The organism is Plantactinospora soyae, assembly GCF_014874095.1.
GTDB lineage: Bacteria > Actinomycetota > Actinomycetes > Mycobacteriales > Micromonosporaceae > Plantactinospora > Plantactinospora soyae.
This window is the reverse complement of the sequence record NZ_JADBEB010000001.1, coordinates 6,738,429-6,764,461: the sequence shown is the minus strand read 5'-3', so window position 1 is coordinate 6,764,461 and position 26,033 is coordinate 6,738,429. Positions and strand designations below refer to the sequence as shown.

Annotated in this window: 26 protein-coding genes and 2 pseudogenes; 13 read left to right on the top strand and 15 right to left on the bottom strand. The window is 72.2% G+C overall.

Features of this window, described 5'->3' with window-relative positions:
- Nucleotides 1-56: 56 nt before the first annotated feature.
- Nucleotides 57-272: a hypothetical protein gene (locus tag H4W31_RS29500; protein WP_192769624.1), complete on the bottom strand. Its 216-nt coding sequence runs from the start codon at nucleotides 270-272 to the stop codon at nucleotides 57-59.
- On the opposite strand from H4W31_RS29500, the gene H4W31_RS29495 reads away from it, so the two are divergent.
- Complete coding sequence (locus H4W31_RS29495) at nucleotides 271-507, top strand: hypothetical protein (protein ID WP_192769623.1); 237 nt, start codon at nucleotides 271-273, stop codon at nucleotides 505-507. The genes H4W31_RS29500 and H4W31_RS29495 overlap by 2 nt on opposite strands.
- 73 nt (nucleotides 508-580) lie before the next feature.
- Here H4W31_RS29495 and H4W31_RS29490 read toward each other — a convergent pair whose 3' ends face one another.
- The 3 genes from H4W31_RS29490 to H4W31_RS29480 all read right to left on the bottom strand — a co-directional run bounded on the left by H4W31_RS29490 (nucleotide 581) and on the right by H4W31_RS29480 (nucleotide 3,822).
- Nucleotides 581-961: a DUF3140 domain-containing protein gene (locus H4W31_RS29490; RefSeq protein WP_192769622.1), complete on the bottom strand. Its 381-nt coding sequence runs from the start codon at nucleotides 959-961 to the stop codon at nucleotides 581-583.
- On the bottom strand, nucleotides 961-1,131 hold the full coding sequence (locus H4W31_RS29485) for a hypothetical protein (protein WP_192769621.1): 171 nt from the start codon (nucleotides 1,129-1,131) through the stop codon (nucleotides 961-963). The genes H4W31_RS29490 and H4W31_RS29485 overlap by 1 nt, the downstream gene beginning before the upstream one ends.
- A 123-nt stretch (nucleotides 1,132-1,254) precedes the next feature.
- Nucleotides 1,255-3,822 carry an ATP-dependent Clp protease ATP-binding subunit gene (locus H4W31_RS29480; protein ID WP_192769620.1) on the bottom strand — a complete coding sequence of 856 codons (2,568 nt, stop codon included), beginning with the start codon at nucleotides 3,820-3,822 and terminating at the stop codon, nucleotides 1,255-1,257.
- Between the two features lie 169 nt (nucleotides 3,823-3,991).
- Here H4W31_RS29480 and H4W31_RS29475 point away from each other — a divergent pair, with 169 nt between their 5' ends.
- The 6 genes and pseudogenes from H4W31_RS29475 to H4W31_RS29455 all read left to right on the top strand — a co-directional run bounded on the left by H4W31_RS29475 (nucleotide 3,992) and on the right by H4W31_RS29455 (nucleotide 9,245).
- On the top strand, nucleotides 3,992-4,393 hold the full coding sequence (locus tag H4W31_RS29475; protein WP_192769619.1) for a PIN domain-containing protein: 402 nt from the start codon (nucleotides 3,992-3,994) through the stop codon (nucleotides 4,391-4,393).
- Between the two features lie 235 nt (nucleotides 4,394-4,628).
- Nucleotides 4,629-4,889, top strand: coding sequence for a hypothetical protein (locus H4W31_RS29470; RefSeq protein WP_107259179.1), 261 nt, complete (start codon nucleotides 4,629-4,631; stop codon nucleotides 4,887-4,889).
- A gap of 6 nt (nucleotides 4,890-4,895) precedes the next feature.
- Nucleotides 4,896-5,762 (top strand): hypothetical protein, encoded by an 867-nt coding sequence (locus H4W31_RS29465; protein WP_192769618.1) that lies wholly within the window; start codon nucleotides 4,896-4,898, stop codon nucleotides 5,760-5,762.
- Nucleotides 5,755-7,716, top strand: a pseudogene (locus H4W31_RS29460) (FtsK/SpoIIIE domain-containing protein); the annotation flags it as partial. The gene H4W31_RS29465 and the pseudogene H4W31_RS29460, both read left to right, overlap by 8 nt.
- A 132-nt stretch (nucleotides 7,717-7,848) precedes the next feature.
- Nucleotides 7,849-8,559: pseudogene (locus H4W31_RS44465) on the top strand (FtsK/SpoIIIE domain-containing protein); the annotation flags it as partial.
- Entirely contained in the window at nucleotides 8,556-9,245 is a 690-nt protein-coding gene (locus H4W31_RS29455; RefSeq protein WP_192769617.1) for a hypothetical protein, read from the top strand. The pseudogene H4W31_RS44465 and the gene H4W31_RS29455, both read left to right, overlap by 4 nt.
- A gap of 68 nt (nucleotides 9,246-9,313) precedes the next feature.
- Here H4W31_RS29455 and H4W31_RS29450 read toward each other — a convergent pair whose 3' ends face one another.
- From H4W31_RS29450 to H4W31_RS29435, 4 genes are all read right to left on the bottom strand, one after another.
- Nucleotides 9,314-10,678 carry a cupin domain-containing protein gene (locus H4W31_RS29450; protein WP_192769616.1) on the bottom strand — a complete coding sequence of 455 codons (1,365 nt, stop codon included), beginning with the start codon at nucleotides 10,676-10,678 and terminating at the stop codon, nucleotides 9,314-9,316.
- A gap of 15 nt (nucleotides 10,679-10,693) precedes the next feature.
- Nucleotides 10,694-10,999 (bottom strand): hypothetical protein, encoded by a 306-nt coding sequence (locus H4W31_RS29445; protein WP_192769615.1) that lies wholly within the window; start codon nucleotides 10,997-10,999, stop codon nucleotides 10,694-10,696.
- 195 nt (nucleotides 11,000-11,194) lie between these two features.
- Entirely contained in the window at nucleotides 11,195-12,715 is a 1,521-nt protein-coding gene (locus tag H4W31_RS29440; protein ID WP_318783468.1) for an endo-1,4-beta-xylanase, read from the bottom strand.
- A 181-nt stretch (nucleotides 12,716-12,896) separates the two neighbouring features.
- The gene (locus H4W31_RS29435; protein ID WP_192769614.1) at nucleotides 12,897-13,919 is read right to left on the bottom strand and encodes a LacI family DNA-binding transcriptional regulator; all 1,023 of its coding nucleotides are present in this window, start codon (nucleotides 13,917-13,919) and stop codon (nucleotides 12,897-12,899) included.
- A 311-nt stretch (nucleotides 13,920-14,230) separates the two neighbouring features.
- On the opposite strand from H4W31_RS29435, the gene H4W31_RS29430 reads away from it, so the two are divergent.
- On the top strand, nucleotides 14,231-15,760 hold the full coding sequence (locus H4W31_RS29430; protein WP_192769613.1) for a glycoside hydrolase family 43 protein: 1,530 nt from the start codon (nucleotides 14,231-14,233) through the stop codon (nucleotides 15,758-15,760).
- A 22-nt stretch (nucleotides 15,761-15,782) separates the two neighbouring features.
- Here the strand turns inward: H4W31_RS29430 and H4W31_RS29425 are convergent, their stop codons facing one another.
- The 4 genes from H4W31_RS29425 to H4W31_RS29410 form a co-directional block, all read right to left on the bottom strand.
- Nucleotides 15,783-16,748 (bottom strand): GNAT family N-acetyltransferase, encoded by a 966-nt coding sequence (locus tag H4W31_RS29425; protein WP_192769612.1) that lies wholly within the window; start codon nucleotides 16,746-16,748, stop codon nucleotides 15,783-15,785.
- A gap of 66 nt (nucleotides 16,749-16,814) precedes the next feature.
- Nucleotides 16,815-17,267: a YbhB/YbcL family Raf kinase inhibitor-like protein gene (locus tag H4W31_RS29420; protein ID WP_192769611.1), complete on the bottom strand. Its 453-nt coding sequence runs from the start codon at nucleotides 17,265-17,267 to the stop codon at nucleotides 16,815-16,817.
- Nucleotides 17,268-17,404: 137 nt separating this feature from the next.
- Entirely contained in the window at nucleotides 17,405-17,875 is a 471-nt protein-coding gene (locus tag H4W31_RS29415; RefSeq protein WP_192769610.1) for a DoxX family membrane protein, read from the bottom strand.
- Between the two features lie 108 nt (nucleotides 17,876-17,983).
- Nucleotides 17,984-19,168, bottom strand: coding sequence for a low temperature requirement protein A (locus H4W31_RS29410; RefSeq protein WP_318783467.1), 1,185 nt, complete (start codon nucleotides 19,166-19,168; stop codon nucleotides 17,984-17,986).
- 109 nt (nucleotides 19,169-19,277) lie between these two features.
- Here H4W31_RS29410 and H4W31_RS29405 point away from each other — a divergent pair, with 109 nt between their 5' ends.
- On the top strand, nucleotides 19,278-20,273 hold the full coding sequence (locus H4W31_RS29405; RefSeq protein ID WP_192769608.1) for a threonine ammonia-lyase: 996 nt from the start codon (nucleotides 19,278-19,280) through the stop codon (nucleotides 20,271-20,273).
- Nucleotides 20,274-20,298: 25 nt separating this feature from the next.
- Here H4W31_RS29405 and H4W31_RS29400 read toward each other — a convergent pair whose 3' ends face one another.
- The 3 genes from H4W31_RS29400 to H4W31_RS29390 all read right to left on the bottom strand — a co-directional run bounded on the left by H4W31_RS29400 (nucleotide 20,299) and on the right by H4W31_RS29390 (nucleotide 22,837).
- Complete coding sequence (locus tag H4W31_RS29400) at nucleotides 20,299-21,471, bottom strand: winged helix DNA-binding domain-containing protein (RefSeq protein WP_318783466.1); 1,173 nt, start codon at nucleotides 21,469-21,471, stop codon at nucleotides 20,299-20,301.
- A gap of 171 nt (nucleotides 21,472-21,642) precedes the next feature.
- Nucleotides 21,643-21,837: a DUF397 domain-containing protein gene (locus H4W31_RS29395; protein ID WP_192772478.1), complete on the bottom strand. Its 195-nt coding sequence runs from the start codon at nucleotides 21,835-21,837 to the stop codon at nucleotides 21,643-21,645.
- 199 nt (nucleotides 21,838-22,036) lie between these two features.
- Nucleotides 22,037-22,837 carry an SDR family NAD(P)-dependent oxidoreductase gene (locus H4W31_RS29390; protein ID WP_192769606.1) on the bottom strand — a complete coding sequence of 267 codons (801 nt, stop codon included), beginning with the start codon at nucleotides 22,835-22,837 and terminating at the stop codon, nucleotides 22,037-22,039.
- Here H4W31_RS29390 and H4W31_RS29385 point away from each other — a divergent pair.
- The 4 genes from H4W31_RS29385 (at nucleotide 22,836) to H4W31_RS43900 (ending at nucleotide 25,772) form a co-directional block, all read left to right on the top strand.
- Entirely contained in the window at nucleotides 22,836-23,000 is a 165-nt protein-coding gene (locus H4W31_RS29385; protein ID WP_192769605.1) for a hypothetical protein, read from the top strand. The two genes, H4W31_RS29390 and H4W31_RS29385, sit on opposite strands and share 2 nt — an antisense overlap.
- A gap of 77 nt (nucleotides 23,001-23,077) precedes the next feature.
- Complete coding sequence (locus H4W31_RS29380; RefSeq protein ID WP_192769604.1) at nucleotides 23,078-23,845, top strand: SIR2 family NAD-dependent protein deacylase; 768 nt, start codon at nucleotides 23,078-23,080, stop codon at nucleotides 23,843-23,845.
- 332 nt (nucleotides 23,846-24,177) lie between these two features.
- Complete coding sequence (locus H4W31_RS29375; protein ID WP_192772477.1) at nucleotides 24,178-25,653, top strand: OFA family MFS transporter; 1,476 nt, start codon at nucleotides 24,178-24,180, stop codon at nucleotides 25,651-25,653.
- On the top strand, nucleotides 25,650-25,772 hold the full coding sequence (locus H4W31_RS43900) for an MFS transporter small subunit (RefSeq protein ID WP_264084089.1): 123 nt from the start codon (nucleotides 25,650-25,652) through the stop codon (nucleotides 25,770-25,772). The genes H4W31_RS29375 and H4W31_RS43900 overlap by 4 nt, the downstream gene beginning before the upstream one ends.
- The last annotated feature ends 261 nt before the right edge of the window (nucleotides 25,773-26,033 follow it).

The following is a 26,033-nucleotide window of genomic DNA, read 5'->3' as shown; positions in this document are numbered from 1 at the left end:
CGGTTACCTTAACCGTGTCCTACCCGATCCAGAACCGACGGTGTCCGTGGCGACCTTCAGATCGCCCTCGGCAGCGCCGGTCTGACCCCCGGTCGGCGGGGCACCGGCCACCGTGCGCCGTCCGGTTCCGGGCCGGACGGCGCACGGGCCACCACGATCCCGCCCTTGCTGGCGCCCTTCCGGCTCCGCGCCCGGGCCAGGTACCGCACCGGGGCCAGGTACCTCGGCCGGACCGGTGCGAACCGGCCGCGATCGGGTACCGGTAACGGCATGACCGACCTCATCCCACCCGAGGACGACCGGGAGACCGTACGACGGATCGCGGCCGCGCACACCGCCGCCTCCCGTGACGTGGAGGCCTTCCTGCGTCGGGTTCCGGCGCTGCCCACGCCGGAGGACGTTGCCGAGTACGCGGCCCTGCTGGCGCGGGAGGAGGCACTGCGTGCCGAGCGCGCCGACGCGGCCGAGGCGGCCGGGTTGGGGGTGTCCACCATCGGCGGCGCTTAGGCCCATCGGCGCGTAGGCCGACGCCTCGACGACCTCTCCGGCAGGTGCCGGAGAGGTCGTTCACGGTGTCGGGCTACGGCTGGCGTCGGTAGGTCGTGGTGGTCTTCGGCTCGATCAGCGGGTCGTGCCCGAGGTCGAGCAGCGCCCGGCGCCAGTCCTCGTCGGTGACGCCGCCGGACGGACGGGTCTCGACCAGATCCTCGATCTCGCTCACGGTCTCCCGCATGACCTGGATGTCGTCGCCGGTCAGGTCGACCTTGCGCTTGCCCAGGATGGCGAGGATCCGCCGCCCGGGTTCGGGCAGCCCGAGATCCGGATCGGACCCGAACGCCTGCTCGCCGGAGCCCTGGGTGAGCAGCCAGCTCCGTAGTTGCTCGGAGGTGACGTTCACGCGGCTGTGGAAGTCCTGCCACAACTGCTCGACCTCCGGCTCCACCCGTTGTTGCCGGGCCATCAGCCTTCCTCCTCCTCCGATGGCGGCGCGGCGGGCGCCGGCTCGTTCTCGGTGTTCTTCCGTCCGCGCCGGGCCGACGGGGGCGGAGCCGGCTTGGGCGCGACGGACGGCGGGCGCAGTACCGCGTCGGTCTTGGCGCTCTTCTCGCGGTTCTCCTCGGGCTGACTCACGGTGGACTCCTCTCCTCGATCCGGCCGCCTCCGGCGGACAGCACCCGGTTCCGGGCCGCTGCCGCCGACGACGTCCCGGCCGTCGCCGACGTCCCACCCCGACCGGTGTTCCGGCGCCGCACCTCAACGACCCGCGGAGAGGGCGGCCGGACTCCGGCCTCCGGACCGCTCGCCGGCGGACACGTCGAAGGTCAGCTCGCCGTCCCGGACGCCGACCGTGACCCGTTGGCCCGGAACGAGCGTTCCGTCGAGCAGCATCCGCGACAGCCGGTTGTCGACCTCGCGCTGGATCGTCCGGCGCAACGGCCGGGCTCCGAACTCCGGCTGGTAGCCGTGCTCGGCGAGCCAGTCCACTCCCTCGGTGGTGAAGTCGACGCCGATGTCCTGGGCGTGCAGCCGTCGCCGGGTGTCCTCCAGCAACAGTCCGGTGATCTGGCGCAACTGCTCGCTCTCCAGTCGCCGGAAAATGATCACCTCGTCGATCCGGTTGAGGAACTCCGGCCGGAACGACTCCTGGAGTCGGCGCATCAGCCGCTCCCGCAGCTCGGTGTTCTCCTCCTCGGCACCGCCCTCGGCGCCACCGCCGAAGCCGACGCTGCGCTGGGTACCGGTGATCAGCTCCGAGCCGAGGTTGCTCGTCATGATCAGTACGCTGTTGCGGAAGTTCACCGTACGTCCCTGGCTGTCGGTGAGCCGACCGTCGTCGAGCACCTGCAACAGGATGTTGAACACGTCGGGGTGCGCCTTCTCGATCTCGTCGAGCAGCACCACGGCGTACGGGCGGCGGCGTACCGCCTCGGTGAGCTGGCCCGCCTCCTCGTACCCGACGTAGCCGGGCGGTGCGCCGACCAGCCGGCTGACGGTGTGCCGTTCCTGGAACTCGCTCATGTCCAGCCGGATCATCCGGTCCGACTCGCCGAACAACGCCTCGGCCAGTGCCCGGGCCAGCTCGGTCTTCCCCACTCCGGTAGGGCCGAGGAACATGAAGCTGCCCATCGGCCGGTCCGGGTCGGCGAGCCCGGTGCGGGACCGCCGTACCGCCTCGGCGACCGCGCCCACCGCATCGTCCTGGCCGACCACCCGCTCGTGCAGGTGCCCCTCCAGCCGCAGCAGCCGGTCCCGCTCCTCCTCGGTGAGCTGGCTGACCGGGATCCCGGTGGCCCGGGACACCACCTCGGCGATGTCCTGCGGCCGCACCTCCGGTACGGAGGACCGGCCACCGTTGCCGTGTGCCGCCTCCAACCGGTCGCGTACCTCCTGCAACCGGTCCCGCAGCTCGGACGCCCGCTCGTACTGCTCGTCGGCAACCGCCTGGTCCTTCTCCCGGCGGACCTCCTCGAGTGCCTGCTCCAGCTCCCGTACGTCCCCGGCCGGGGTGCGGGTGCGCAGCCGGACCCGGGCACCCGCCTGGTCGAGCAGGTCGATCGCCTTGTCCGGCAGGAACCGGTCGGTGACGTACCGGTCGGAGAGTTCGGCACAGGCCACCAGCGCCTCGTCGCTGAACCGGACCTGGTGGTGGGCCTCGTACCGGTCCCGCAGCCCGCGCAGGATGGCGACGGTGTCCTCGACGGTGGGCTCCGGCACCAGCACCGGTTGGAACCGTCGGGCCAGCGCGGCGTCCTTCTCGATGTTCCGGCGGTACTCGTTGAGTGTGGTGGCGCCGACCACCCGCATGTGGCCACGGGCCAGCGCCGGCTTGAGCATGTTGCCGGCGTCCATCCCGCCCTCGGCACCGGCCCCGCCCGCGCCGACCAGGGTGTGCAGCTCGTCGAGGAAGATGATCAGCTCGTCGCCGTGTGCCCGGATCTCGTCGATGACCTTCTTCAGCCGTTCCTCGAAGTCACCCCGGTAGCGGGTGCCGGCGACCAGCCGGGCGAGGTCCAACTGGATCACCCGCTTGCCGATCAGCGTCTGTGGTACGTCTCCGTCGGCGATCCGTTCGGCGAGCCCTTCGACGATGGCGGTCTTGCCCACCCCGGCCTCGCCGATCAGCACCGGATTGTTCTTGGTCCGGCGGGACAGGATCTCGACCGCCTGCTCGATCTCGTCGGCCCGGCCGATCACCGGGTCGATCTCGTCGGCCCGGGCCAGGTCGGTCAGGTCCTGGCCGTACTGGTCCAGCGTCGGGGTGCCCCGGTCCGGCGTGCCACCGTTGCCGCCCCCGCCGGCGCTCGCGGCCTGTAGGGACTGCGGCTGGATCCGGCCGGCGGCGAGCATCCGGCCGGCCGGCGACTCCGGGTTGAGCGGCAGGGCCATCAGGATGTGCTCCGGCCCGATGTACGACGCGTTCATCGCCCGGGAGAGTTGGTGGGCGTCGAGCAGCGCCCGCTTCGCCGCCGGGGTGAGGGACATGTTCGACGGCACCTGGCCGTGCTTGGCTGGCCGGTCCACCCGCTGCTCGCCGCCGAGCGCGCCGAGCAGGGTCTCCGGATCGGCTCCGGCCCGGGTGAGCAGGTCCCGCAGGGGTTCACGTTGCAGTGCCGCCCAGAGCAGGTGGTCGGTGTCCAGGTCACTGCTGTTCGCCTGCGCCGCCCGGCGTGCCGCGTCGGCGAGCAGTTCCCGCGCGTCCGCGGTCATCAACCTGGTGATGTCCACCCGTTGCCCCTGCCGGCGGTTCTCGCCGCGGCCGAAGTATCGGGCCAGGAACTCGTCCCACGGGTCGGGGCCAAGGTCACCGGGTCCCTGGGTCATCTCTTGTCCCCCTTACGGGCGCGGGCACTGGCGTCACCTGGGCTACCCGGCGGAAGCCCCGACAAACGCGGCGTAACGGCGGGCGAGCCGCCGCGACCGGCGGACGCGACAGCGGTCCGACGGCAGCGTGGCGGCGATCACGCGCGGGTCGGGATGGCAGGCTGGGCGGATGACAGCCGAGCCGCTCCTCGTCGTGGACGCCGCCAACGTCGTGGGATCGAAGCCGGACGGCTGGTGGCGGGACCGGGCCGCGGCCACGACCCGGCTGCGCGACCGGCTGGCGCCGCTGCGGCAGCGCGGCCTCCCCGGGCTGCCGCCGCCGGTCGAGGTGGTGCTCGTGGTGGAGGGGGTCGCCCGGCGGGTCGCGGGCACCGACGAGGTCCGGGTGGTCGCGGCGGAGGGGTCCGGCGACGACGCCATCGTGGGCCTGGTCCGGGTGGAGGCCACCGAGCGGAGCTGCGTCGTGGTCACCTCCGACCGCGAGTTGCGGGCCCGGGTCACCGCGCTCGGCACCGAGGTACGCGGACCGCGCTGGTTGGCCCTGCCGGTCGAGCCGGCCTCGAACGACTGAGAACGGCTGGAAGTTGCACCAAGAAGCGCAGCTTCCGACTTCCGGCCAGAGAACTGTCGGAGATCCGACTCTGTAGTCGGAGGGTGGCACAAAGTGGGAGGACGCTCGGCGTCCAGCCGTCGCCGGCCGATCTAGCTGGGAACGGTCAGGCGGGCAGTAAACGCCCAGGGGCCTGAGAACCGCTCATCGGGATAAGCTCTAATAAGAGCCCTCCCCGCCCCCAGGAGGTTTCGCCGTGGCGAGCGTTGCCGAGCTGAAAGCGGCCATCGATGCCGCACTGCAGCAGATCGGCGACGGCCAGGCTGCGGTGCAGGCCGCCAGCGACAAGCTGGCCGAGGCGCAGCAGACCCTGGCCGGCGCCCTTGAGGGCAGTGGACACTCCACGGTGGACGCCGCGCAGGCGTCGCTGTCCCAGGCCGCCCAGGAACTGGAGGAGTGCCTCGCCGCGACGCTCGCCGCCGTCGAGCACGCCCAGCTCTACGTGTCGACGCTCTGACGACGGATGTCCATCATCGAGGAACTCGGAGCCCAGGTACGGGCGACGTCCGACGAGCTGCCCGTCGACCTGGTGATAAAGGCGCTCGACCACCTCAAGCTCGCCTCCGAGCGGCTCCGGTGGGTCCGGCAGGAGTCGTCCGACCCGATGGGCGTACCCGAGTTGTCCGCCGCCACCGAACACGCGGAGACCGCCGGTTCCGCGCTGCGGCTCGCCCAGGACCAGCTTGCGACGTACCTGGCCGCGATCGGCCTGGCCCGCGACGGCGCCCCCGGTCCCACGCCCGGCCGGCCGCCCGCCGGACCCGGCGGCCCGGTCGCGGACAAGCCCACCGGGCCCGTCCGGCGTGGTGTGCCGGCGCCGACCGGCGGCTGGTGGTCGGTCCGGGTCGCCGAGTTGTTCGGCCGGCACGGCACCCCGGCCGCCAAGCCGGACCAGGAGATCACCGATGCGGAGGAGCTGCTGCGCCGGGTGACCAGTGACGTCCGCTCCGGCGACCACGGTCGGCTGCACACCGAACTGCGGGGCGTGGAGGCCAACATCGGGCTCGGACTGGCCTCGGTGGCCCCGCCGGTGCTGCGCGACCTGGCCACCGAACTGCTCGGCCACCCGCCCCGGGCGGCGGACCTGCCCCGGCTGCGCCGCGAGGTCACCGGGCAGGTGCAGGACCTCGTGCCGAACCTGCCGCCGGGAGTGCTCGACACGTTGCTCAGTCGGGTCTGCCGGATGCCACCGCCGAAGGATCCGGTGGAGCAGCCGCATCCGGCCGACCCGGCGGTGGCGGCCGGCGTACTCACCGGTCTGCTCATGCGCCGGCTCGGCGTCGACCAGCGACCGGTCACCGCCCGTGCCCCCCGGGACACCCATGCCTGACCTCCGGACCCAGCTGGTCACCCGGGTCCGCACCATGTTGTCGCACGCCCTTGGCGCGTCCCGGGCCCGGCTCACGGCGGCCCGGTCCGAACTCGGCGCCGCGCAGGACCGGCTACGCCGTACCCGGGACGCCGCCGGGCGGGTCCCGGCCCGGGTCGGCGCGGAACGGGACCAGCGGATCACCGACCTCGCCGACCGGTACGGCGACCGGATCGCCGGCCTCGCCGACCGGGCCGCCCAGGCCGCGGAGCGGGAGGCCCCCGGTGCCGCCGGAGCGGACTGGCCCGGCTGGCAACCCACCCCGGTCGTCCGGGGCGAGGCTCCCGGGCCGCTGCGGATCGGCACGGTACGCCTGCCCGACAGCGTCCCCGTGCCGGCGCTCGTGCCGCTGCTCGACGCGGGTCACGTCCACCTGTCCGGGGCCGACCGGGCGGGCTGCGACGCGGTCGTCGCCGCCCTGCTGCTCCGCGCCATCGGCCGCGCCGCCCCCGGCGCGGTCCGGCTGGTCGGCTACGACCCGGAGCACCTCGGCGGCGGGCTCGCCGGGTTCGCCCCGCTCTCCACGGCCGGCCTGCTGACCTTCGTCGGGCCCGGCGGGCTGGCCCGACTGCTCGACGACCTGGTCGACCAGATCCGCCGGATCAACGAGACGGTGCTCGCCGGGGAGTACGGCTCACTGCGCGAGCTGGCGGCGGCGACCGGACGGCGTCCCGAGCCGTGGCGGGTGGCGGTGCTGCTCGGCGGCGACGAGCTGTCCCGACACGAGCGTGGGCAGTTGGACCGGGTCGTCCGGACCGGAGCGGCCTGCGGGGTGCATCTCGTGGTGCGCGGGATCGACCTGCCGGACGAGCCCGCCGTGCACCGGGTGGTGGTGACGGCCGACGGTACCCGACTGGACTCCTGCCCCGGGCTGACCGTACGCACCGACCCGGCGCCCCCGGCGACCCTGGTCACCGAGACCTGTCGGGAGGTCGCCGCCCAGGTCAACGCCGGCCCGCCACCGACGCCCTTCACCGACCTGCTGCCACCGGTCGACGCCATGTGGCAGGAGGACTCGGCGCACAGCCTGGTCGCGCCGATCGGCGACGGCCCCCAGGGCCGGCCGGTGTCGCTGACCCTCGGCGACTACCCGCCGCACGCGCTGATCGGCGGCCCCTCCGGTACCGGCAAGACCAATCTGATCTTCGCCTGGATCGGTTCGCTGGCCGCCCGGTACTCCCCCGCCGAACTCGAGTTCTACCTGCTCGACTTCAAAGAGGGGGTGTCCTTCGCCCGGTTCGCCCAGGGGCGGCGGGATCCGAGCTGGCTGCCGCACATGCGGCTGGTCGGGATCAACGTCAACACCGACCGCGAGTTCGGGCTGGCCCTGCTGCGGTTCCTGGCCGAGGAACTGCGCCGTCGGGCCGACGCCGCCAAGCGGCACGAGGTGACCAAGCTCGCCGAGTTGCGCGCGGTGGACCCGACCGGCCGCTGGCCCCGGATCGTCGCCGTGGTGGACGAGTTCCAGATGCTGCTGGCCGGCCGGGACGCGGTCGCCCGGGAGTCCGCCGACCTCCTGGAGGACCTGGCCCGGCGGGGCCGTTCCCAGGGCATCCACCTGGTGCTGGCCTCGCAGGACGTGCGCGGCATCGAGGCGCTGTGGGGTCGGCCGGCGCTGGTCGCCCAGTTCACCCTGCGGATCGCGCTGCCCAAGGCGTTGCGGATCCTGGCCGAGCGCAACGACGCCGCGCAGTCGCTCCCCCGGCACCACGCGGTGGTCAACGCCGAGTCGGGAATGTCCGAGGGCAACCAGGTGGCCCGGATCCCGGCGGCCAGCGACTGGGGCACCTGGAGCGATCTGCAGCACCGACTGTGGCGGATGCGCCCACCGGACGCCGCCCCGGCCCGACTCTTCGACGGGGACGCGATACCCCGGCTGGAGGAGGCGCCGGACTTCGTCGCGCTGCGCCCACCGGGCGACCCCGACGGGTCCCGGGCGACCGTCCAGCTCGGCGCCGACGGCGAGCCGGATCGGACCGCCGTCCCGGACCGTTCCGAGGCCGGCCCGAACCGGAGCGGAACCGGCCCGGACCGGCCCAGCGGTGGTGTCCGGGGACCGGTCGCGTTGCTCGGCGAGATCATCGATGTACAGGCACGGTCGGCGGGGATGCGGCTGCCTCGCGCACCCGGCCGCAACCTGGCCGTACTCGGCACCGGAGTCGACGAGGCGTGCGCCGTGCTGGACGCGGCGGCCCGGTCCCTGCACCGCCAGCACCGGCCCGGCACCGCGCGGTTCTCGATCGCCTGTCTCGACCCGGACGCGGACACCGCCGCCCGGTCGCTCTACGACGCGCTGGGCACCGACGCCTCCTGGTACGAGGAGGAGGACATCGGCGAGCTGATGGCCGAGACGGCGAACGGGCTGGGCCACGGCGGCACCCTGGGCCAGCCGCACTACCTGCTCCTCTACGCGGTGGACGCGGCCGCCAGCCAGCTCTCTGGCACCGTCGGCGGGCGCTCCGGGCTGGAACACCTGCGGCACGTCCTGCACAACGGGCCGGAGCGGCGTACCCACACCCTGGCCTGGTGGCGGGGGGTGGCCCGGATGCGGGTGGACCTCGGCGGACCGGCGTCCCGGACCGATCAGATCGGTGCCTGGGTGGCACTGGACGTCCAGGGGGCCGAGCTCACCTCCGCGCTGTACCCGGGACCCGGCGGCGGCCCCGACTGGTACCCGCGCCCGTGGCGTGGGCTCTTCTTCGACCGCTCGGTGCACCGCACCGGTCAAGTGATCATTCCCTACGGACCGTCACGATGACCGCCCGTCCCGAGCAGACCGACCCGTACGCCGGGTCGACCGAGACGTACGCCCGCTCGATCCGGCAACTCGCCGAGGTGACCCGGCAGGCCGAGACCGAACGGGCCGAGGCGGACACCTGGTACGAGCGCCAGTGCGCCGCCGCCACCCGGGCCGTACGGGACGCGGAGCACTCCGTACGACGGGCCGAGGCGGAGGTGGCCGCCGCCCAGGAGGAGGTCGACGGCACCGAGGCGGAGGTGATCCACCTCTGGAGCACGCTGCGCGGGCAGCTCGGATCGGCGGACCGGCGGATCGGCGAGCCTCCGGTGCCGCAGGGCGGCGGACCGGCCGACACCGAGACGCTGCTGGACGGGGTTCGTGAGCTGCTCGACCGGGCCCGCAGACCCGGTGAGCTACCGGGCGCGACGCGACCACTGCTGGCGGCGTTCGGTGTGCTCGGCGCGGCCGGCGCGTACGCCCTCGGGGTCGCCGCCCGGGCCGTCGGCGTCCGGTACGGCGGCGACCTGGCGGTGGCGATGCCGGTGCTCGCGCTGCTGGTGACCCTGCTCGGGCCGGTGGTCGGGTTGGCGCCGGCGAGAGTGCTCGCCGACCGGCGTCACGCCGGTCTGGACGTCCGGGCGGTCCTGATGGTGGTGGGCGCCGGCGCGCTCACCACCGGCGCGCTCTTCGCACTCCTCCGCTGACCACCGCGGCAAGGCGGTTAGCAGGGGGCCCTTCCTATACAGAAAGCGATAAGAAGGGGCCCTTCCTTTCACGCGGGTACCGCTACCGCCTCGCGGAGCAGCCGGCGGGCCAGCACGATCCGGTCGGCGTCGTCGTCGAGGCCGGGCAGGTCACCGACCCGGGAAACCCCGCCGGAGAGGAACACCCGGACGGCGAGGGCGCACTGGCCGGGGAGGGTGATGGTGCGGTCAAACAGGTGCAGGGTGACCTGGCCCGCACCGCCGTCGGCGTCGGCGGGCTCTGCCGTCAGCTGCCAGCGCAGGCCGTCGCGTGGGGCGAGGAGGGTGTCGGCGTCGACGGCGCCGATCGCCGCCGCCTGGGCGAGTGGCCGGATCGGCGCCGGTCGGGCCGCCGGCCAGGCTCGGGCCCGCAACCGCTCGGCGACCGCCGCCGGGTCGGCACGGAGCAGCCAGTCCCGTAGTGCCTCGACGGTCTCGGTCAGCTCCGGTTCGACCTGGTCGACGTCGGCGACGTCGACCCCGAACGGCAGGGGTGCGCGCAGCCTGCGGTCCTCGGCGGCCAGGTCCAGCAGGGTCTCGACGATCGTGTAGCGGGTCAGCGCCCGGACGCCGACCGTCAGGTGCAGGCTGCTCTCGTCCTGGGCGCGGGCGCTGTGCAGCCAGCCCCGGGGCAGGTAGAACGCGTCCCCGGGGGCGAGTACCACGTCCAGCGCGGGCGGGCCTTCGGCGACCGCGGTCACCTCGTCGGCGCGGCCGCCCCACGGCTGCCGCTCCAGCGGGTCGGGCAGAACGGGCTCGTGGACCTGCCAGTGCTTGTGCCCGTCCACCTGGAGCACGAAGACGTCGTGGGTGTCGTAGTGGGTGCCGAATCCCTGGTTGCCGGCCGGGGTGAGATAGGCGTTGACCTGTAACGGCTGCCCGAGGGTCAGGCCCAGTTCGCGGGTGAAGTCGATCAGGGGTGGCCAGGTCCGGTGCAGGCCCTGGAGCACCAGCGTGGCGCCGTCGGCGTAGAGCGCGAGGACGCGCTCGTCGAGTACCTGGTCGGTGATCTCCGCGCCGGCCCCGCCGCCGCCGGTGTACTGCCCGGTCGGAAGCACCTGGCCGCCCCGAGCCGCGCGCAGGAAGGGGGTCCGCAGGCCACGCCGGCTGAGCAGTTCGTCGGCGTCGGCCGGACTGAGCAGGTCGGTGAAGCCGTCCGGGTTGGCGAGTTCGGCGGCCCGGGACAGCAGTGCGGCCCGCCCCCAGTAGGCGGCGGCGAACTTGGCCGGCTCGACGGCCACGCACCGGGCGAGCGCCGGAGGTCGGGTGGTGGTCGTACCGGCGGCCCGCGCCGGGCGGCCCTCGCCGCCCGGCGCGGTTGTCCGGGCCGGTCCGGAAGGTCCGGGCGTCTGCTCCCCCGCCACCGTGTCGGCCGGACGTCCGTCCTCGATCATCGCGCCGGTCCGGCGCTACCGGGCGGCGCCGTCGGCGCCACCGTCCTGCTGCCCCGGGGTGGCACCCGCGTCGGCCGGGCCCTCGGCGGCACCGTCGGCCCCACCGTCGTGCTGGCCCGGGGTGGCGCCTCCGTCGGCCGGCCCCTCGGCGGCACCGTCGGCCCCACCGTCATGTTGCCCCGCGGTGGCACCCGCGTCGGCCGGGCCCTCGGCGGCACCGTCGGCGCCACCGTCCCGGCCCATCGGGTTGGCCCCGCCGTCGGCCGGACCCTCCCCGCCACCGCCGCCCGTGGTCCGAATGTCGTCGTCGTCGAGTCTCATCGGTGCTGCTCCCTCGGGTCCAGCGCCCCACCTTGCGGCAGGGCGTCGCTACCGCGGGTGGTACCCCGCACCCGATCACCTCTAACCCGGCAAACCGGTCCGCTCCGCCGGATGGGGTTGGTTGCGGCGGAGCGGACCCGACTCCGGCACGTCGGCGACGCCGTACGCGACGCCGGGCGGCCGGGGACGACGGCGTCAGGCGGTACGGCAGGGCCGCCCGTTGAGCGCGAACGAGGTCGGTGCGGGGTTGCCGCCGGTCTGGGTGGCCTGGTAGCCGAAGCTCTGCGCTCCCCCGTTGGCCCCGATGGTCCGGTTGTGTCCGACGTTCCGGGCGGTCACCTGGGCACCCGACTGGGTGACCGTCGCGTTGAAGCCGTGGCTGACGCGCTGGCCGACACCGAGCGAGAAGGTCAGGGTCCAGCCGTGCACCGGGGAGGTGGTGTCGTTGCCGATCCGGATGCTGGCGATGAACCCTCGGTTCCAGGTGATGTCCCGGTACGTCACCGTGCAGCCGCTCGGCGGTGCCGGGGAGGTCACGGTCGGCGACGGGCCCGGCCCGGGGGCGGACGGGGTGGGCGGCGGCGAGGTGAAGGTGGGGTTCGTGGTGTCGAGGAGCGCCGCCGTCACCCCGTCGTACGCCGGCTTCTTGGCGTACCCCTCGTCCCAGAGCAGCCCGGCGCCCTGTCCGGGTAGGGCGTCCGGGATCCAGGAGTACCGGTCGGTGACGCCCCAGACGGTGATGCCGGTGCACCGGGTCACCGCGAGACAGGCTTGGAAGACCCGCCGGTAGTCGGTGGCTTGTGCCCGCAGGTCGGCGGGACTGGCCGGGACGGGGACCCGGATGTCCAACTCGGTGATCCGGACGTCGATGCCGAGGTCGGCGAAGCGTTGCAGATTCTCCTGGAGCGTGTCCGGCACCCCGTTGACGGCCAGGTGCGTCTGGAAGCCGACGCAGTCGATCGGCACGCCACGGGCCTGGTACTGCAGCACCAGGTTGTAGAGCGCGGTGGCCTTGGATCTGATCGCCTCGGTGCCGTGGTCGTTGACACAGAGCTTGGCGTTCGGTGCGGCCGCCCGGGCGGCGTACAGCGCCTCCTCCATCCAGTAGAAGTTGTCGAGCCGCTGGAAGACCGAGTCCTCCCGCCAGTTGCCGTCCTCGGCGAACACCTCGTCGAGGACGTTCCAGTACTCGACCTGGTCGCCGTACCGGCCGACCACGGCGCTGATGTGCTCGCGCAGCGCGGCGCGCAGGTCGTCGGTGGAGGTGATCTCGTCGACCCAGGCCGGCACCTGGGTGGGCGAGACCAGGGCGTGCCCGGTCAGTGCCTTGCCGCTGGTGGCCGCGTACGTCGCGATCTCGTCGGCGGCGGACCAGGTGAACGAGCCGCGGAGGGATTCGGTGGCGGCCCAGGTCATCGCGTCCTCGGCCACGACGTGGTCGAACTCGCTGTCGGCGATGTTCCGGTACGCCGGGTCGGTCAGCCGGTCCGGCGCCAGCGCGACGCCGATCTGCTTGTCCCGGGTGGCGGCCAACTGGGCCAGTGTGGTGGTGGCGGCACCAGCCGGACCGGCGGGCACGACGACGCTCATTCCGGCGGTCAGCATCGCCGAGGCGAGGGCGGCGACCAGTCCGGCGCCGAGGGCACGCCAATCTCCTCGGGGCCTCCGGATGTCCGGTGAGGTGTTCCGGGTGGTGGGACGGACGTGGTCGACCACGGCGGGGCCTCCTTGCCGGATGGCGGACAACCCGCGGCCCGACACCAGGAGGGCCGGCTCCGACGACTAACTCAACGTCACCATGGGAGCGTTCCCAAGTATTCGCCGATTCCGGTCCAACCGTCAAGCCATACCGGAAATCTCCCGGTAATGCAGCAGCCGTTCTACCGGAAATTCGACCTCAGCGGCCCGAATACGGCGCCGAGCTGTCCCGGACGACCAGATCGGTGGAAAGCTCCACCCGCGGGGTGTCCAGCGGCTCGCCCTGGGCCAGCCGGAGCACGGTCCGGGCGGCCAGCAGGCCCATCTCGGCCAACGGCTGGCGCACGGTGGTCAGCGGCGGCGACGCCCAGCGCGCCTCCGGCAGGTCGTCGAAGCCGACCACACTGACGTCGTCGGGCACCCGGAGCCCCCGCCGCCGGACCGCCTCGTACGCCCCGAACGCCATCTGGTCGCTGGAGGCGAAGATCGCCGTCGGCGGCTCGTCGAGGTCGAGCAGCGCGGCGCCGCCGGAGTAACCCGACTCGTGGTAGAAATCGCCGGGCACAATCAGCTCATCGTGCAGCGGCATGCCGGCGGCGTCCAGTGCGGCACGGTAGCCGTCGAGACGGGCCCGGCTACAGAGCAGTCGGGGCGGGCCGGCGATGAAGCCGATCCGCCGGTGCCCGAGCGAGAGCAGATGCTCGGTCGCGCGCAGCCCGCCCGCCCAGTTCGTCGCGCCGATGGTCGGGATGTCGATGTTCGGTACGCCGGCCGGGTCGACCAACACCATCGGCACGTTGAGCCGGCGCAGCTCGGCGTGCACCGGCGGGGCCAGATCACTGGCGACCAGGATCACCCCGTCGGTGGCCCGGGTACGCAGATTCTGCAACCACTGCCGGGTGGAGGTGGAACGTCGATGGATGGCGGAGACCACCGTGCCGACCCCGGAGGCGTGCGCGACGTCCTCGACACCTCGGATGATCTCCACCGCCCAGGGGCTGTCGAGGTCGTTGAAGATCAGGTCGATCAGGCTCGCCCCGGCCCGGGGCCGGGTCGCCCGGCGGCGGTAACCGTGCCGGCGGAGGAGCTCCTCCACCCGCTCGCGGGTCTGCGGCGCCACGTCGTTGCGGCCGTTGAGTACCCGGGAGACCGTCGGCACCGACACGCCCGCCTCCTGGGCGATGGCGGTGATGGTGATCCTGCGTCCTTCGTCGACCGTCACGAGGCGGCTCCTTTGTTGAGGCTTCAGCCTACGACCGAAACACTTCCGAGGCTGCACCGGCGTCCACAGCCCGGGTGCACAGTATTTTGCCTCAGGTTTCGGGGTTGACTGTCCGGACGGTGGGCCATAGCGTTCCGATCTAGTTACGGAATTATTCCGGAAAGTTTTCGCCGGAAAGGATAGTCGATGAAGGTGACCCGTTCCGCCGGGACACGCTGCGGACGCGGGACGAGGAAGTCACCGACACGTTCAGCCGTGCCCCGGGCAGTGGCCGGCCGGGCTGCCGGCGACCGAGTTCTGATCGACCGCTGATGCGAACGTTCGCCAACCCGGTCATCGCCGGTTGCTACCCCGACCCGAGCGTGTGCCGGGTCGGGGACGACTACTACCTGGCCTGCTCTAGCTTCGAGTACTTCCCCGGGGTGCCGATCTTCCACAGCCGGGACCTGGTCGGCTGGACCCAGATCGGAAATGTCCTGGACCGGCCGAGCCAACTGCTCCTGCCGCCGGGCACACCGTCCTCCGGCGGGATCTACGCGCCTACGCTGCGCCACCACGACGGCCGGTTCTGGCTCATCACGTCGAACATCCCGCACGGCGGCACGATACTGGTCACCGCCGACGATCCCGCCGGCAAGTGGTCCGAGCCGGTGCACCTGCCCGACGTACTCGGCATCGATCCGGATCTGGCCTGGGATGACGAGGGCAACTGCTGGTGCACCTTCGCCGGGATCGGCCAGGTCCGGATCGATCCGCTCAGCGGCGCGGTGTTGAGCGAGCCGACCCGCATCTGGTCGGGCACCCCGGGAGCCCAGTTCCCGGAGGCTCCGCACCTCTACCGGGTCGGCGACACCTGGTACCTGCTAATCGCCGAGGGCGGCACCGAGCGCGGCCACGCCATCTCGGTGGCCCGTGGCCCCGCGCCCGACGGCCCGTTCGAACCGTGCCCGGCCAACCCGATCCTCAGCCACCGCAGCACCGACCAGCCGATCCAGAACACCGGGCACGGCGATCTGGTTCAGGCCGGGGACGGCTCGTGGTGGCTGCTCTTCCTCGGCGTACGACCCCGTGGCGGGACGCCCGGCTGGCACGTACTCGGCCGGGAGACCTTCCTCGCCCCGGTCACCTGGTCCGACGGCTGGCCGGTGATCGGCACCGTCGCACCGGTGATGCGTGCCCCGACCCTGCCGGCGGCCCCGGTGGCGGCCACGCCGGCACGGGACGACTTCGACGCGGCGGAGCTGCATCCTCGGTGGATCTCGCTCCGGTCCCGCCCACCCGAGGACGTCTCGCTGGTCGAGCGGCCCGGCTGGCTGACCCTGCGGGCCCGGGGCGGCTCGCTGGACGACCCGATGGTGACCTTCGTCGGGCGCCGGCAGGAACAGCACGACCTCGCGGTACGCGCGCTGGTCGACGCCCCTCAGGGCCGGGGCGGCCTGGCGGTACGCCTGGACGAACAGCACCACTACGCGGTGGAGTTGGACGAGGGCGAGGTGCGGGTACGGGCCCGGATCGGCCCCCTGTCCGAGCAACTCGCCAGCCGTACGGTCGCCGGCCCGGTGGTGCTACGCGTCGAGACCTGGTCCTCCGGGCCGGGCATGGACCATCCCCGGCAGGAGCCGGACGTCGTACGACTGGGCTTCGAAGCGGAGGACGGCGAGTTCGTCGTCCTCGCCGAACTGGACGGGCGATACCTGTCGACCGAGGTCGCCGGCGGCTTCACCGGCCGGGTCATCGGCTGCTACGCCACCGCCGGTGCCATCCAGATCGACTGGTACGACTACCGCATCCTCTCCTCGCTCGACCGGGTCGACGTCGCCGACGACCTGGTCGACGCGTGAGCCCCACAGCCGGCCCGCGGGGTCAGGGCGTGGCGGCGACGGTCCGCTCGAAGACGTCCGCCTCGTACCTCGGGCTCATTCCCGCCGCCCGGTAGAGCCGGACCGGCTCGGCCGGATTGCTCAGGTCGACGCCGAGGCCGGCGTACTCGCGTCCCTTGGCCGCGTAGCAGGCGAAGGCCCGGGCGAGCAGCGCGCCGCCCACCCCGCGTCGGCGGTACGACCGCAGCACGGCCAACTGCTTCACCCAGCCCTCGTTCTGGTCGAGTGTCTGGTCGGCGGACTGGAGGATGCCGACCGGCCGGCCGTCGACCGTGGCCACGAACCACTCGTCCCAGGCGACGCTCGGCAACGCGGCGACCTGCGCGCGCCACTGCTCGTAGGTCGCCGGCTGGTAGTCCGGGGTGTCCCGGAACGCGCTGTCCAGGATCTGGTGGAACTCCCGCAGGTCGGTGTCGTCCGTCGACCGCACCGGCCGGATCAGCACCCCGGGCGGGGGTGACGGCGGTTGCGTCGGTACCCCGGTGAGCGACCGGCGCATCCGGGCGTACCGCTTGACGAACTCGAACCCGGCGGTCCGGACGATGCCGATCCAGTGCTCCTCGGTGGGCAGCGCGAGAACCCGCACCGTCATCCGGTCGAGGCCGAACTCCGCCGCGCGCTCGGCGGAGCGGAGCAGTTGCAGGGCCAGCAGCGGTGCCTGGGCCGGCCGCCCCCGCTCCGGGTGTACGTAGACCTCGACGGTCTCCCGTGGTCCCCGGTTGGAGTCCTCCAGGTAGGCCCAGCCGACGATCCCGCCGTCCGGCTCCAGCGCCAGCCAGGAGTCCCGGGCCGGGTCGACGTCCGGCGCGGTCAGCACCTCGTGGACGTCCTCGGCGCTGAAGTCGGCGTGCCCGAGGGCCGCGATGTCACTCGCCTGCACGACGGCCAGGATCGCCGACACGTCGTCGAGGGTGGGCCGGCGTACCGACCAGCCAGGGGGGAACCGCATGTCGAGCATCTAACCCGAGGCCACGGCCGTCGCGCCGCTGGTTTTCCGGCCCTGAGAGGTGGCGGTTCAGCGGGCGAAGGTGCCGACCATGTTGCCGCTGGCCAGTTCCAGCTTCTCGACGGCGGCGTGCACGTCGGGCGCCTGCGGGGCACCGGGCAGTTCCAGCGGACGGTTCACCGCGTAGAGCCGGAAGAAGTACCGGTGCGGGTCGTCGTTCATCGGCGGGTGCGGGCCGCCCCAGCCGGCCGTACCGAAGCCGTTGACCCAGGTACGCCCGCCCGGCGGTGTCTCACCCTCGTCGACGCCGCCGGAGACCGCCTCGATGCCCGTGACCAGCCAGTGCAGGAACGGTGTCCGCCCCGCGTCCCGGTCCTCGACCAGCAGGACCAGTTCGGTGGCCTCTTCGGGGACGTCGAGCCACTCCAACGGCGGCGAGATGTTCCCGCCGGACCGGGAGAACCGGTCCGGCAGCCGGTCGTGGTCGTTGAAGGCGAAACTTCGCAGGACGATCCCAGCCATACCGTCGCCCTCCCCCGGGTGCCGTCGTCCGGAGCCCGGTCATGATCGCGCTCGTGGTGTCGGTGGTCATCTCGGTGCTGCCGCTGCTCGGCTCGCGGGTACCCCGCCTCGGCGCGGCGAAACGGAACCGGACGGGGTCAGCCCCGACGCCTTCCGCAGTTCCGGGCGAGATGCACGCCCATGGCCCGGCGCCTACCCGACATCCGCCCGAAGAGGTCGTCCAGCAGCAGGGTGAGCCCCGCACCGACCAGCCAACTGTCCTTGGCGATCGGGACACCCTGCTGGGTCGGCCGTACGCTGCCCGGCTCGCGCAGCCCCGGGGTCGCCAGATACAACCGCATCAGGCCGCCACCGAATCCGACCAGTCCCGCGCCCACCAGTGCCGACGGGATGACCGGTACCAGCAGTGCCGCACCGAGGGCGAGTTCGGTGCCGGCGAGCACCCTGGCGAAGACGTCGGGTCCGATCCGCCTGACCTGCGGGATGGCACCGACGGCCATCCCGTGGGTGGCGGCCGCGGCCTCGCCCTCCAGATTCCATTTGGACAGGCCGGAATTCAGGAAGAACGCGCCGATGGCGACGCGCAGCGGAAAATGGGACAGATTCATCGGTCGCTCCACTTCGCCGGTGCCGCTGCTGTGGCGCCCGCCTACCCGCAAACGCCAGCCGCACACCGCCGGGACCGCGCCCGGCCCGCCGGCGGTCCGCGCCCCGGACTACACCGGCGGCGACGGCCGCTCCGGGGACCGGCCCCAGCTGCGCGCGGTGTCGACCGCCGCCATCCCGGCCAGCACCAACATGGCACAGGCGGCCACCGCCACCAGCGGCAGCAGCCGCATCGCCGGGGAGATCGCGCCCAGTACGCCCAACGCGACCAGTCGGGACGGGGAGACCCGGCCGAAGACCTCGTACTCGAAACGGGACCGGCCGATCAGGAACAACGCCGGCCCACCGAGCACGAGCGCGATCATCGCCCAGCCCGGATGGTCGAGCGGACGGGCGATGATGAGTTCGAAGCTCGCGGCCTTGAGCACGACCCCGGTCACCATCGTCAGATGGGTGTACGGGGCGATCCGGAAGAACCGCCGGGTCTCGATGACGGACTCGATCGCCAGTGGCAGGACCTCGCCGGCCCGGTGGGTGTAGATCCGCCACATCAGTACGGTGCTCAGGAAGGCGATGATGAACGCGCCGGAGTGCGCCGGCCCGGCCCGGACCCCGCTGTAGGCGAACCCGGTGATCAGGATCGCGTCGCCGAGGGCGATCATGAAGAACTGCTGGTAGCGCTCGGCGAGATGGGCGGCGGTGACGTTGTACTGCGTCTGCGGCAGCCGCCCGAGCCGCGGGGTCGGGTAGCCCAGGCTGAAGGCGAGGTAGTCGATCAGCACCGCCAGCGCCCAGAGGGCGGTCCGGAGGCCCTCCCCAGACGTCAGTCCGCCGGCGATCCAGGGCACCGCCGAGACGACGAACCAGAAGAAGATCCGAATCGCCCGGCCCTGCGCCGGCTGACCCCGCAGGCTGGGTACCAGGAACAGTCCACGGCCCAGATGGATCCCGACGTACGCGCACGCGAGGACCAGACCGCCCGAGCCGAACGCGTGCGGCACGGTCGCCGCCATCAGCAGGCTGCCCAGCATGACCGCGACGGTGAGCAGTTGGATCGAGACCTGCTGCGGATCGTAGAGGTCGGTCAGGAACGCGGTGATCGCCCAGACCCACCACACCGCGGCGAGCAGCACCGCCGACTGGGCGACCCCGGCCCAGTGCAGGTTCTGGACCAGGTACCGCGAGATCAGGGCGAGCGCGACGACGTACACCAGGTCGAAGAAGAGTTCGAGGAGCGAGACCCGGCGCGAGCCCTCCGGGTCTCGCTCGAGTGCCGCCTTGGTACTTGCCCTCACCCGCCAAGACTGCGGCAAGATGTAGCTTTTCGTCGGGTTAATCCGCATCCCCCGCGCCCGGCGCTCTCGGCTCGTCCGCTCCCCCGACCGCCGAGTACCGTCCGTGGGCATGGTTGAGCTGATCCCCGCCGCACGGATAACGGAAGCCGCTGCCCGCATCGCCCCGCACGTCCTGCACACCCCCACCGTCGCCAGCCCCGGGTTGGCCGAGGTGCTGGACGTTCCGGTCGCGCTGAAGCTGGAGATCCTCCAGCATTCCGGCAGCTTCAAGCCCCGGGGTATCGCCAACAAGCTGCTGTCGCTATCACCGGAGGACTTCGCCGCCGGGCTGGTCACGGTCAGCGGCGGCAACCACGGCATGGCCCTGGCGGCGATGGCCTCCCGGATGGGCGCCCGGGCGACCATCGTGATGCCGGAGGCGGCCCCCGCCCGGTCCATCGCCCGGGTCCGCGCCACCGGGGCGACACTGCTGCTCACCGCCGACGTCTCGCACGCCTTCGAGATCGCCGAGGAGCACCGGCGCCAGGGCATGACCTACGTCGATCCGCTGGGGGATCCGGCCATCGTCGCCGGGCACGGAACGGTCGGCGCCGAGTTCATCGCCGACCGGCCGGACCTGACCGACGTCGTGGTCAGCATCGGCACCGGCGGGCTCATCTCGGGCGTGGCGACCGCGATCAGGGCGGCGAACCCGGCGGTACGGATCTGGGGCGTGGAGACGGTCGGCGCCGAGAGCATGTCCCGGTCCCTGGCCGCCGGCCGCCCGGTCCGGGTCGACGTCACCTCGATCTCGAGCACCCTCGGCGCGCCGACCGTCAGCGACCTGACCCTGGCGCACGTCCGGGCGTACGTCGAGGAGGTCCTGGTGGTCACCGACGCCGAGGCTGTCGACGGGGTACTCACCCTGGCCGACGAGGCCAAACTGTGGGTGGAACCGGCGGCCGGCTGCCTGGTCCCGGCCGCCCGGCGGGTGATCGAACGGGTCGGCCGGGACGCCGTGCTCGGACTCGTGCTCTGCGGCGGCAACGCCACCGTCACCGACGTGGTGGCCTGGGCGGCCCGCACCGGTGGGCTGCCCCGGCCGTACCAGCCCGTCGCGGGGTGAGCCCGACCGGCTCGGCGGGACCGGGTCAGGCCGACAGTTCGCGTTCCAGCGGGGTCCGGAACGCCGGCGTGACCCGTACCTCGCCGAGCCGGTCGGTGAGTTCCGCGACGGCCGTCCGTACCGCGCCGCGCGCGTCCGCGCCGACGTCCTCGAGCAACCGGTACGCGATCTCGCCGTCCTTGCGCTGCGCCCAGCCACCGACGATCCGGCCGTCCCACCACACCGTCGGACCGATGTTGCCGAACCGGTCGAACAGGTACGGCGCGTGCGGGCCGAGGAACCAGTCCCGCCGCGACCATCCCATCGGGGTGGGGTCGAGGCCGGGCAGGAGTGCGGCCCAGGGCTCCGCCGGGGCGACCGGTGCGACGTCGTCGGCGAGGAGCAGCCCGGTCCCGTCGTCGAGTTCCACCTCGACCGGGTTCAGCCGGGCCAACGCCCGACGGACCTGCCCGACGTTCCAACCCGTCCACCAACGCAGATCGTCGGCCGGGGCGGGCCCGTACGCGGCCAGCCAGCGACGGGCCAACTCGACCTCGGCGTCCTCGGCCGACCACTGCGCGGGTGGCTCCGGGTACCAGCGGTCGGCGAGCGCCCAGCGGTAGGGGCTGTATCCCCAGGTGCTCCGGGGCCGGCCCCGGACGATCCGCCCGTCGGCGGCGAGCAGGAGCAGTAACCGGGTGACGACCCGCTGCCGCCCCTCGTAGGACTTGCCCGGGGACAACACCAGAGGCTGGCGCAGCCGTGGATCCTCCTCGGCCAACTCCGTCGAGGTCACCTCGCCACGCGCCTCGATCGCCCGCAGCGCCACCTCCTCGACCTCGGCGAGCCAACGCTCGACGTCGTCGGCCACGCCGGCCTCGGTGAGGAAGCCGAGCATCTTGCGGCGCTCCCGACCGGCGACCGTACGGGCGCACGCCTCGTGCAGCACCGGTACGAGTTCGACCGGGCTGACGAACATCGTCCGGCGCATCGCCAGCATCCGTACCAGGGTCCGGTCCTCGTAGAGGGCCCGGTCGACGGTCGCGACGTCGGCCGTCGTCATCCGGGCGAACAGCGCCAGGTAGACCGTGGGTGGATCGGAGGCGTGCAGCGCCACCAGGTCCCGGGCGACCTCCACGGGGTCGTCGGTTCGGGCCGCCGCCGCGAGCCGGTGTCGACGGCCGATCCTGGCCCGCCGCTGCGCCACGTCGATCCGCACCCTGCCGCCCCCTCTTCCGGTGGCAACCGCCTGGATCGCCACCGCCCGCGTCCTGTCTATCAGCGGGTCACCGGTGAGCCGGACGGGGGGCCGTCCCTGCTCGTCGGCGCGTCGACAGATCTGCGGCTGGCTACCGGGACCCTGCCGCCGACTGTCCGACTCCATCGCTGGCTATCCGGCGGACTCGATCCGCTTCGCGAGGTCGACGAACGCCTGCCAGCCAGCCGGCCGGAAGACGAGCGTGCCGCCGGCACGATCCTTTGTGTCGCGCACCAGGACTACGCCGGACAGGTTGTCGGCAACCTCCACACAAGGCCCACCGATACCGCTGGAGCGGGTCGACTTGCGCCACACAGCGCCGCTCACGTCCACAGCTTCGCCACCTCCTTGATCTTCTCCAGAGACTGCCCCACCTACAGCTCAGGAGGCGAACCATCGATTGTCGACGGTAAGCCTGTCACGACAGAGCGTCATCGGTGGACCGCCCGAACCCGCGCGAACCGCCCACCAGTCACCTCGACCGAGCACCGGGTTCAAGATCTCAAGGTTCCTGATCGACGTTTCGTCAGGGAACGATGGCGTCGACGTAGCCGCCGTCGACCCGGACGGCCGCGCCGGTGGTGGCCGAGGCGAGCGGCGAGGCGAGATAGGTGACCAGGTTGGCGATCTCGGCGGGCTCGATCAGCCGCTGGAGCAGGGACTGCGGCCGGTGCGCCCGCATGAACTCGCGCTGCGCCTCTTCCCACGGCAGTTGCCGGTCCACCAGTTCGTAGACGAAGTCCTCGACCCCGCCGGTGTGGGTCGGTCCGGCGATCACGGCGTTGACCGTCACGCCCGTACCGGCGGCCGCCTTGGCGAAGCCCCGGGAGACGCCGAGCAACGCCGTCTTGGAGACGCCGTAATGGATCATCTCGGCCGGGATCACCACCGCGGAGTCACTGGCGATGTACTGAACCCGTCCCCAGCCGCGCTCCATCATTCCCGGCAGGTAGTTGCGGGTCAGTCGTACCGCGGCCAGCACGTTGACCTCGAAGTACCGGCGCCACTGCTCGTCGTCGATCTCCAGCGCCGGCACGGCACCGAAGATGCCCAGGTTGTTGACCAGGATGTCGACGCTCGGCAGGACCTCCAGAGTCCGCGCCGCCCCCTCGTCGCTGGCGACGTCGGCCGCGACCTCGATCACCTCGGCACCGGGCACCTCGGCCCGCAGCGCCGTCGCCGCCCGTCGCACACTGTCGGCGGTACGCCCGTTGACCGCCACCCGGGCGCCGGCTCTGGCGAGCTGGGTGGTGATTGCGGCGCCGATGCCCTGGGTCGAGCCGGTCACCAGAGCGGTCCGACCGGTCAGGTCGATATTGACGGTCATGCGGTTCCTCTTCATCAGCACATATCCGGAACGGCCGGCCCGGATGGGACCGGCATGGTTTCCCAACAAATCCGACCGTAGCGGCACCGACCGCACCTCGCAGCGGTGGCGGTCCAGCGGAACGCGGCACACCGACCCAGCGGCGCTGATCCGGCGGCGCTGATCCGGCAGGGCCGGACCGGCGGCGCCGAACGATAACCGCTCGCTCTGGACCCGCTCCGCTGCCTAGCATTGGCGCGCATGAACGAGGTGGCGCTCCCCGAGTGGGGACGGGATGTCCGGCGGGTCGCTGTGTTGACGGGGGCGGGCATCTCCACCGATTCCGGAGTGCCGGACTACCGGGGTCCGGACGGGGTGTGGACCCGGGATCCGGCCCTCGCGGACGCTTTCCGGTATGACCGGTTCATGGCCGACCCTGAGGTCCGGGCACGGTTCTGGCGGACCTATCTCGGTCACGCCGCCTGGCGGGCCGAGCCCAACGCCGGGCACCACGCCCTGGCCGAACTGGACCGGGCCGGGCTGGCGGTGCGGATCCTCACCCAGAACGTCGACGGCCTGCACCAGATGACCGGTATCGCACCCCGGAAGGTCCTGGAACTGCACGGCAGCATGCGTTCGGTGGTCTGCACCGGCTGCCGGGCGCGGACTCCCACCTCCGAGACGCTGACCAGGGTCGCGGCGGGCGATCCGGACCCGGCCTGCCCGGCCTGTGGTGGCATTCTCAAGCTGGCCGTCGTGCTCTTCGGCCAGCACCTCGACCAGGACACCTTCGCCCAGGCCGAGAAGATCGCCGAGGCGAGCCAACTGCTGCTGGCGGTGGGCAGTTCACTCCAGGTCGAGCCGGTGGCTTCGCTGTGTCGGGTCGCGGTCCGGGCCGGTGCTCGGCTCGTGATCGTCAATCGCGACCCGACGCCGTACGACGCGATGGCGGTCGAGGTGGTCCGCGAACCGATCAGCACGGCGTTGCCCCGGATCACCGCCGCACTCGGCGCCGCCCGGACCGGCTGAACCCGCAGGCCGAACCGTTCGCACTCGCCGGGCGAGCCGTTTCGCACTCGCCGGGCGAAACGGCTGGGCCGGAGGGCGAATCGGCGGCACCCGATGCGCCGTACCGTGAGCGGCTCGTCACGATGGCATATTCGTACGCATGCCGGACGACCGTTCGGCTCAGCCCATCGACCGTCGAGCGATCGACCGATCCGAGTTGATCATGTCAACGGAAGCCGGCGACTAGGTTCCGGGCGGTAAAGCAAGCCACGACGGAGTCGACGACGCGGGCCGTCCACCGCCGTAACACCGTCCACGCCCGCCCTGCCCGCAAGCGAGGTACGACCGTGCCGCTGCTGTCCGCACTCGACCATCAGCACACCGTCGCCAAACCGGGATACAGCCGCTGGCTGATTCCGCCGGCCGCACTCGCCGTGCACCTGTGCATCGGCCAGGCGTACGCGACAAGCGTCTACAAGAACTCGCTGATCGCCCACTTCGACGCCAGCCAGACCGCCATCGGCGTCATCTTCAGCATCGCCATCGTGATGCTGGGGCTGTCGGCGGCGGTCGGCGGAACCTGGGTGGAGGCGAACGGACCACGCAAGGCGATGTTCGTCTCGGCGTGCTTCTGGGCCACCGGCTTCCTGGTCGGCGCGCTCGGCATCGCGACCGGGCAGCTCTGGCTGGTCTACCTGGGCTACGGCTTCCTCGGCGGGATCGGGCTCGGCATCGGATACATCTCGCCGGTGTCCACTCTGATCAAATGGTTCCCGGACCGCCCCGGCCTCGCGACCGGCCTGGCCATCATGGGCTTCGGCGGCGGCGCGATGCTGGCCAGCCCGCTGTCCCGGCAACTGCTCTCGTTCTACGACCCCGGTTACGACCCGTCCAACTCCGCCTCGGTGGCCTCCGGCGGAGCGCTGGTGGGGCTCTTCGTCACGCTGGGCGTTGGCTACTTCGCCATCATGATGTTCGGCGTGTTCAACGTCCGGGTGCCGGCACCCGGTTGGCGGCCGGCCGGCTTCGATCCGGCCACCGTGGCGGCCAAGCCACTGGTCACCACCGCGCACGTCTCGGCGACGAACGCCATCCGGACCCGCAGCTTCTGGCTGCTCTGGATCGTGCTGTTCTGCAACGTCACCGCCGGGATCGGGATCCTCGAACAGGCGAGCCCGATGATCCAGGACTTCTTCCGGGAGAACGGGACGTCGACCGTCACCATCGCCGCGGCCGGTGGCTTCGTCGGACTGCTGTCACTGTTCAACATGGCGGGCCGGTTCGCCTGGTCGTCGACCTCCGACATCATCGGACGCAAGCCGATCTACATGGTCTACCTCGGCGTCGGCATGGTGCTCTACGCCCTGCTGGCCCTGATCGGCTCCACCGCGACCGCGCTCTTCGTGCTGCTCGCCTGCGTCATCCTGTCCTTCTACGGCGGCGGGTTCGCCACGGTCCCCGCGTACCTGCGGGACCTGTTCGGCACCTATCAGGTCGGGGCCATCCACGGTCGACTGCTGACCGCCTGGTCCGCCGCCGGAATCGCCGGACCGCTGATCATCAACGGGTTCCTCGACGCCCAGGGCAAGCCGGGCACCCTCACCGCGTCCGCGTACCAGCCGGCGCTGTTCACCATGGTCGGCGTACTGGCCATCGGGTTCGTCGCGAACCTGCTGATCCGGCCCGTACCGGACCGATTCCACGAGCCGGCCACCCCGGTCGGCGGACCCGGGCCGGCAACGACGGTCGGTGACCGGTCCACCACTGCGTCCGACACCGGTGTCGACTCCGCCGGTTCGGTCGGTACCGAGAGGAGCACCACTCGATGACCGAGCACCCGCACGGCCAGTCCGGCCGTCTCTGGATCTCGTGGCTGCTGATCGCCGTACTGCTGGGTTACGGTGTCGTACAGACCGTCATCACCGCGGCGAAGCTCTTCACCGGTTGACCCCGGATTGCCCACCCCGGAGGGGAGCCAACTCCACCGATCGTGAAACATAATCGGCACGGGACTCATCCCCCCGGCCTGTTTCTCCGTACCTGTGGTGGGTCGGACCGCCGGCAGTAGAACGTCGGCGGTGCGACTCCGGCCAAAGTGGCACGATCGGGACGGGGCACAATAGGCGACCGTGCTCGTCGTGCCGACGAGTGGTCAGCTGGGGCGCGGTGGTGGGCACCGAGGCGGAGATCGAGGAGCGTATGGCCCGGA

What these genes read in the sequence shown, in the direction of transcription:
- H4W31_RS29495 (WP_192769623.1), top strand. Translation starts at nt 271, where the DNA reads ATGACCGACCTCATCCCACCCGAGGACGACCGGGAGACCGTACGACGG.
- H4W31_RS29500 (WP_192769624.1), bottom strand. Translation starts at nt 272, where the DNA reads ATGCCGTTACCGGTACCCGATCGCGGCCGGTTCGCACCGGTCCGGCCG.
- H4W31_RS29490 (WP_192769622.1), bottom strand. Translation starts at nt 961, where the DNA reads ATGGCCCGGCAACAACGGGTGGAGCCGGAGGTCGAGCAGTTGTGGCAG.
- H4W31_RS29480 (WP_192769620.1), bottom strand. Translation starts at nt 3,822, where the DNA reads ATGACCCAGGGACCCGGTGACCTTGGCCCCGACCCGTGGGACGAGTTC.
- H4W31_RS29475 (WP_192769619.1), top strand. Translation starts at nt 3,992, where the DNA reads ATGACAGCCGAGCCGCTCCTCGTCGTGGACGCCGCCAACGTCGTGGGA.
- H4W31_RS29465 (WP_192769618.1), top strand. Translation starts at nt 4,896, where the DNA reads ATGTCCATCATCGAGGAACTCGGAGCCCAGGTACGGGCGACGTCCGAC.
- H4W31_RS29455 (WP_192769617.1), top strand. Translation starts at nt 8,556, where the DNA reads ATGACCGCCCGTCCCGAGCAGACCGACCCGTACGCCGGGTCGACCGAG.
- H4W31_RS29450 (WP_192769616.1), bottom strand. Translation starts at nt 10,678, where the DNA reads ATGATCGAGGACGGACGTCCGGCCGACACGGTGGCGGGGGAGCAGACG.
- H4W31_RS29445 (WP_192769615.1), bottom strand. Translation starts at nt 10,999, where the DNA reads ATGAGACTCGACGACGACGACATTCGGACCACGGGCGGCGGTGGCGGG.
- H4W31_RS29430 (WP_192769613.1), top strand. Translation starts at nt 14,231, where the DNA reads ATGCGAACGTTCGCCAACCCGGTCATCGCCGGTTGCTACCCCGACCCG.
- H4W31_RS29425 (WP_192769612.1), bottom strand. Translation starts at nt 16,748, where the DNA reads ATGCGGTTCCCCCCTGGCTGGTCGGTACGCCGGCCCACCCTCGACGAC.
- H4W31_RS29420 (WP_192769611.1), bottom strand. Translation starts at nt 17,267, where the DNA reads ATGGCTGGGATCGTCCTGCGAAGTTTCGCCTTCAACGACCACGACCGG.
- H4W31_RS29415 (WP_192769610.1), bottom strand. Translation starts at nt 17,875, where the DNA reads ATGAATCTGTCCCATTTTCCGCTGCGCGTCGCCATCGGCGCGTTCTTC.
- H4W31_RS29405 (WP_192769608.1), top strand. Translation starts at nt 19,278, where the DNA reads ATGGTTGAGCTGATCCCCGCCGCACGGATAACGGAAGCCGCTGCCCGC.
- H4W31_RS29385 (WP_192769605.1), top strand. Translation starts at nt 22,836, where the DNA reads ATGCGGTTCCTCTTCATCAGCACATATCCGGAACGGCCGGCCCGGATG.
- H4W31_RS29390 (WP_192769606.1), bottom strand. Translation starts at nt 22,837, where the DNA reads ATGACCGTCAATATCGACCTGACCGGTCGGACCGCTCTGGTGACCGGC.
- H4W31_RS29380 (WP_192769604.1), top strand. Translation starts at nt 23,078, where the DNA reads ATGAACGAGGTGGCGCTCCCCGAGTGGGGACGGGATGTCCGGCGGGTC.
- H4W31_RS43900 (WP_264084089.1), top strand. Translation starts at nt 25,650, where the DNA reads ATGACCGAGCACCCGCACGGCCAGTCCGGCCGTCTCTGGATCTCGTGG.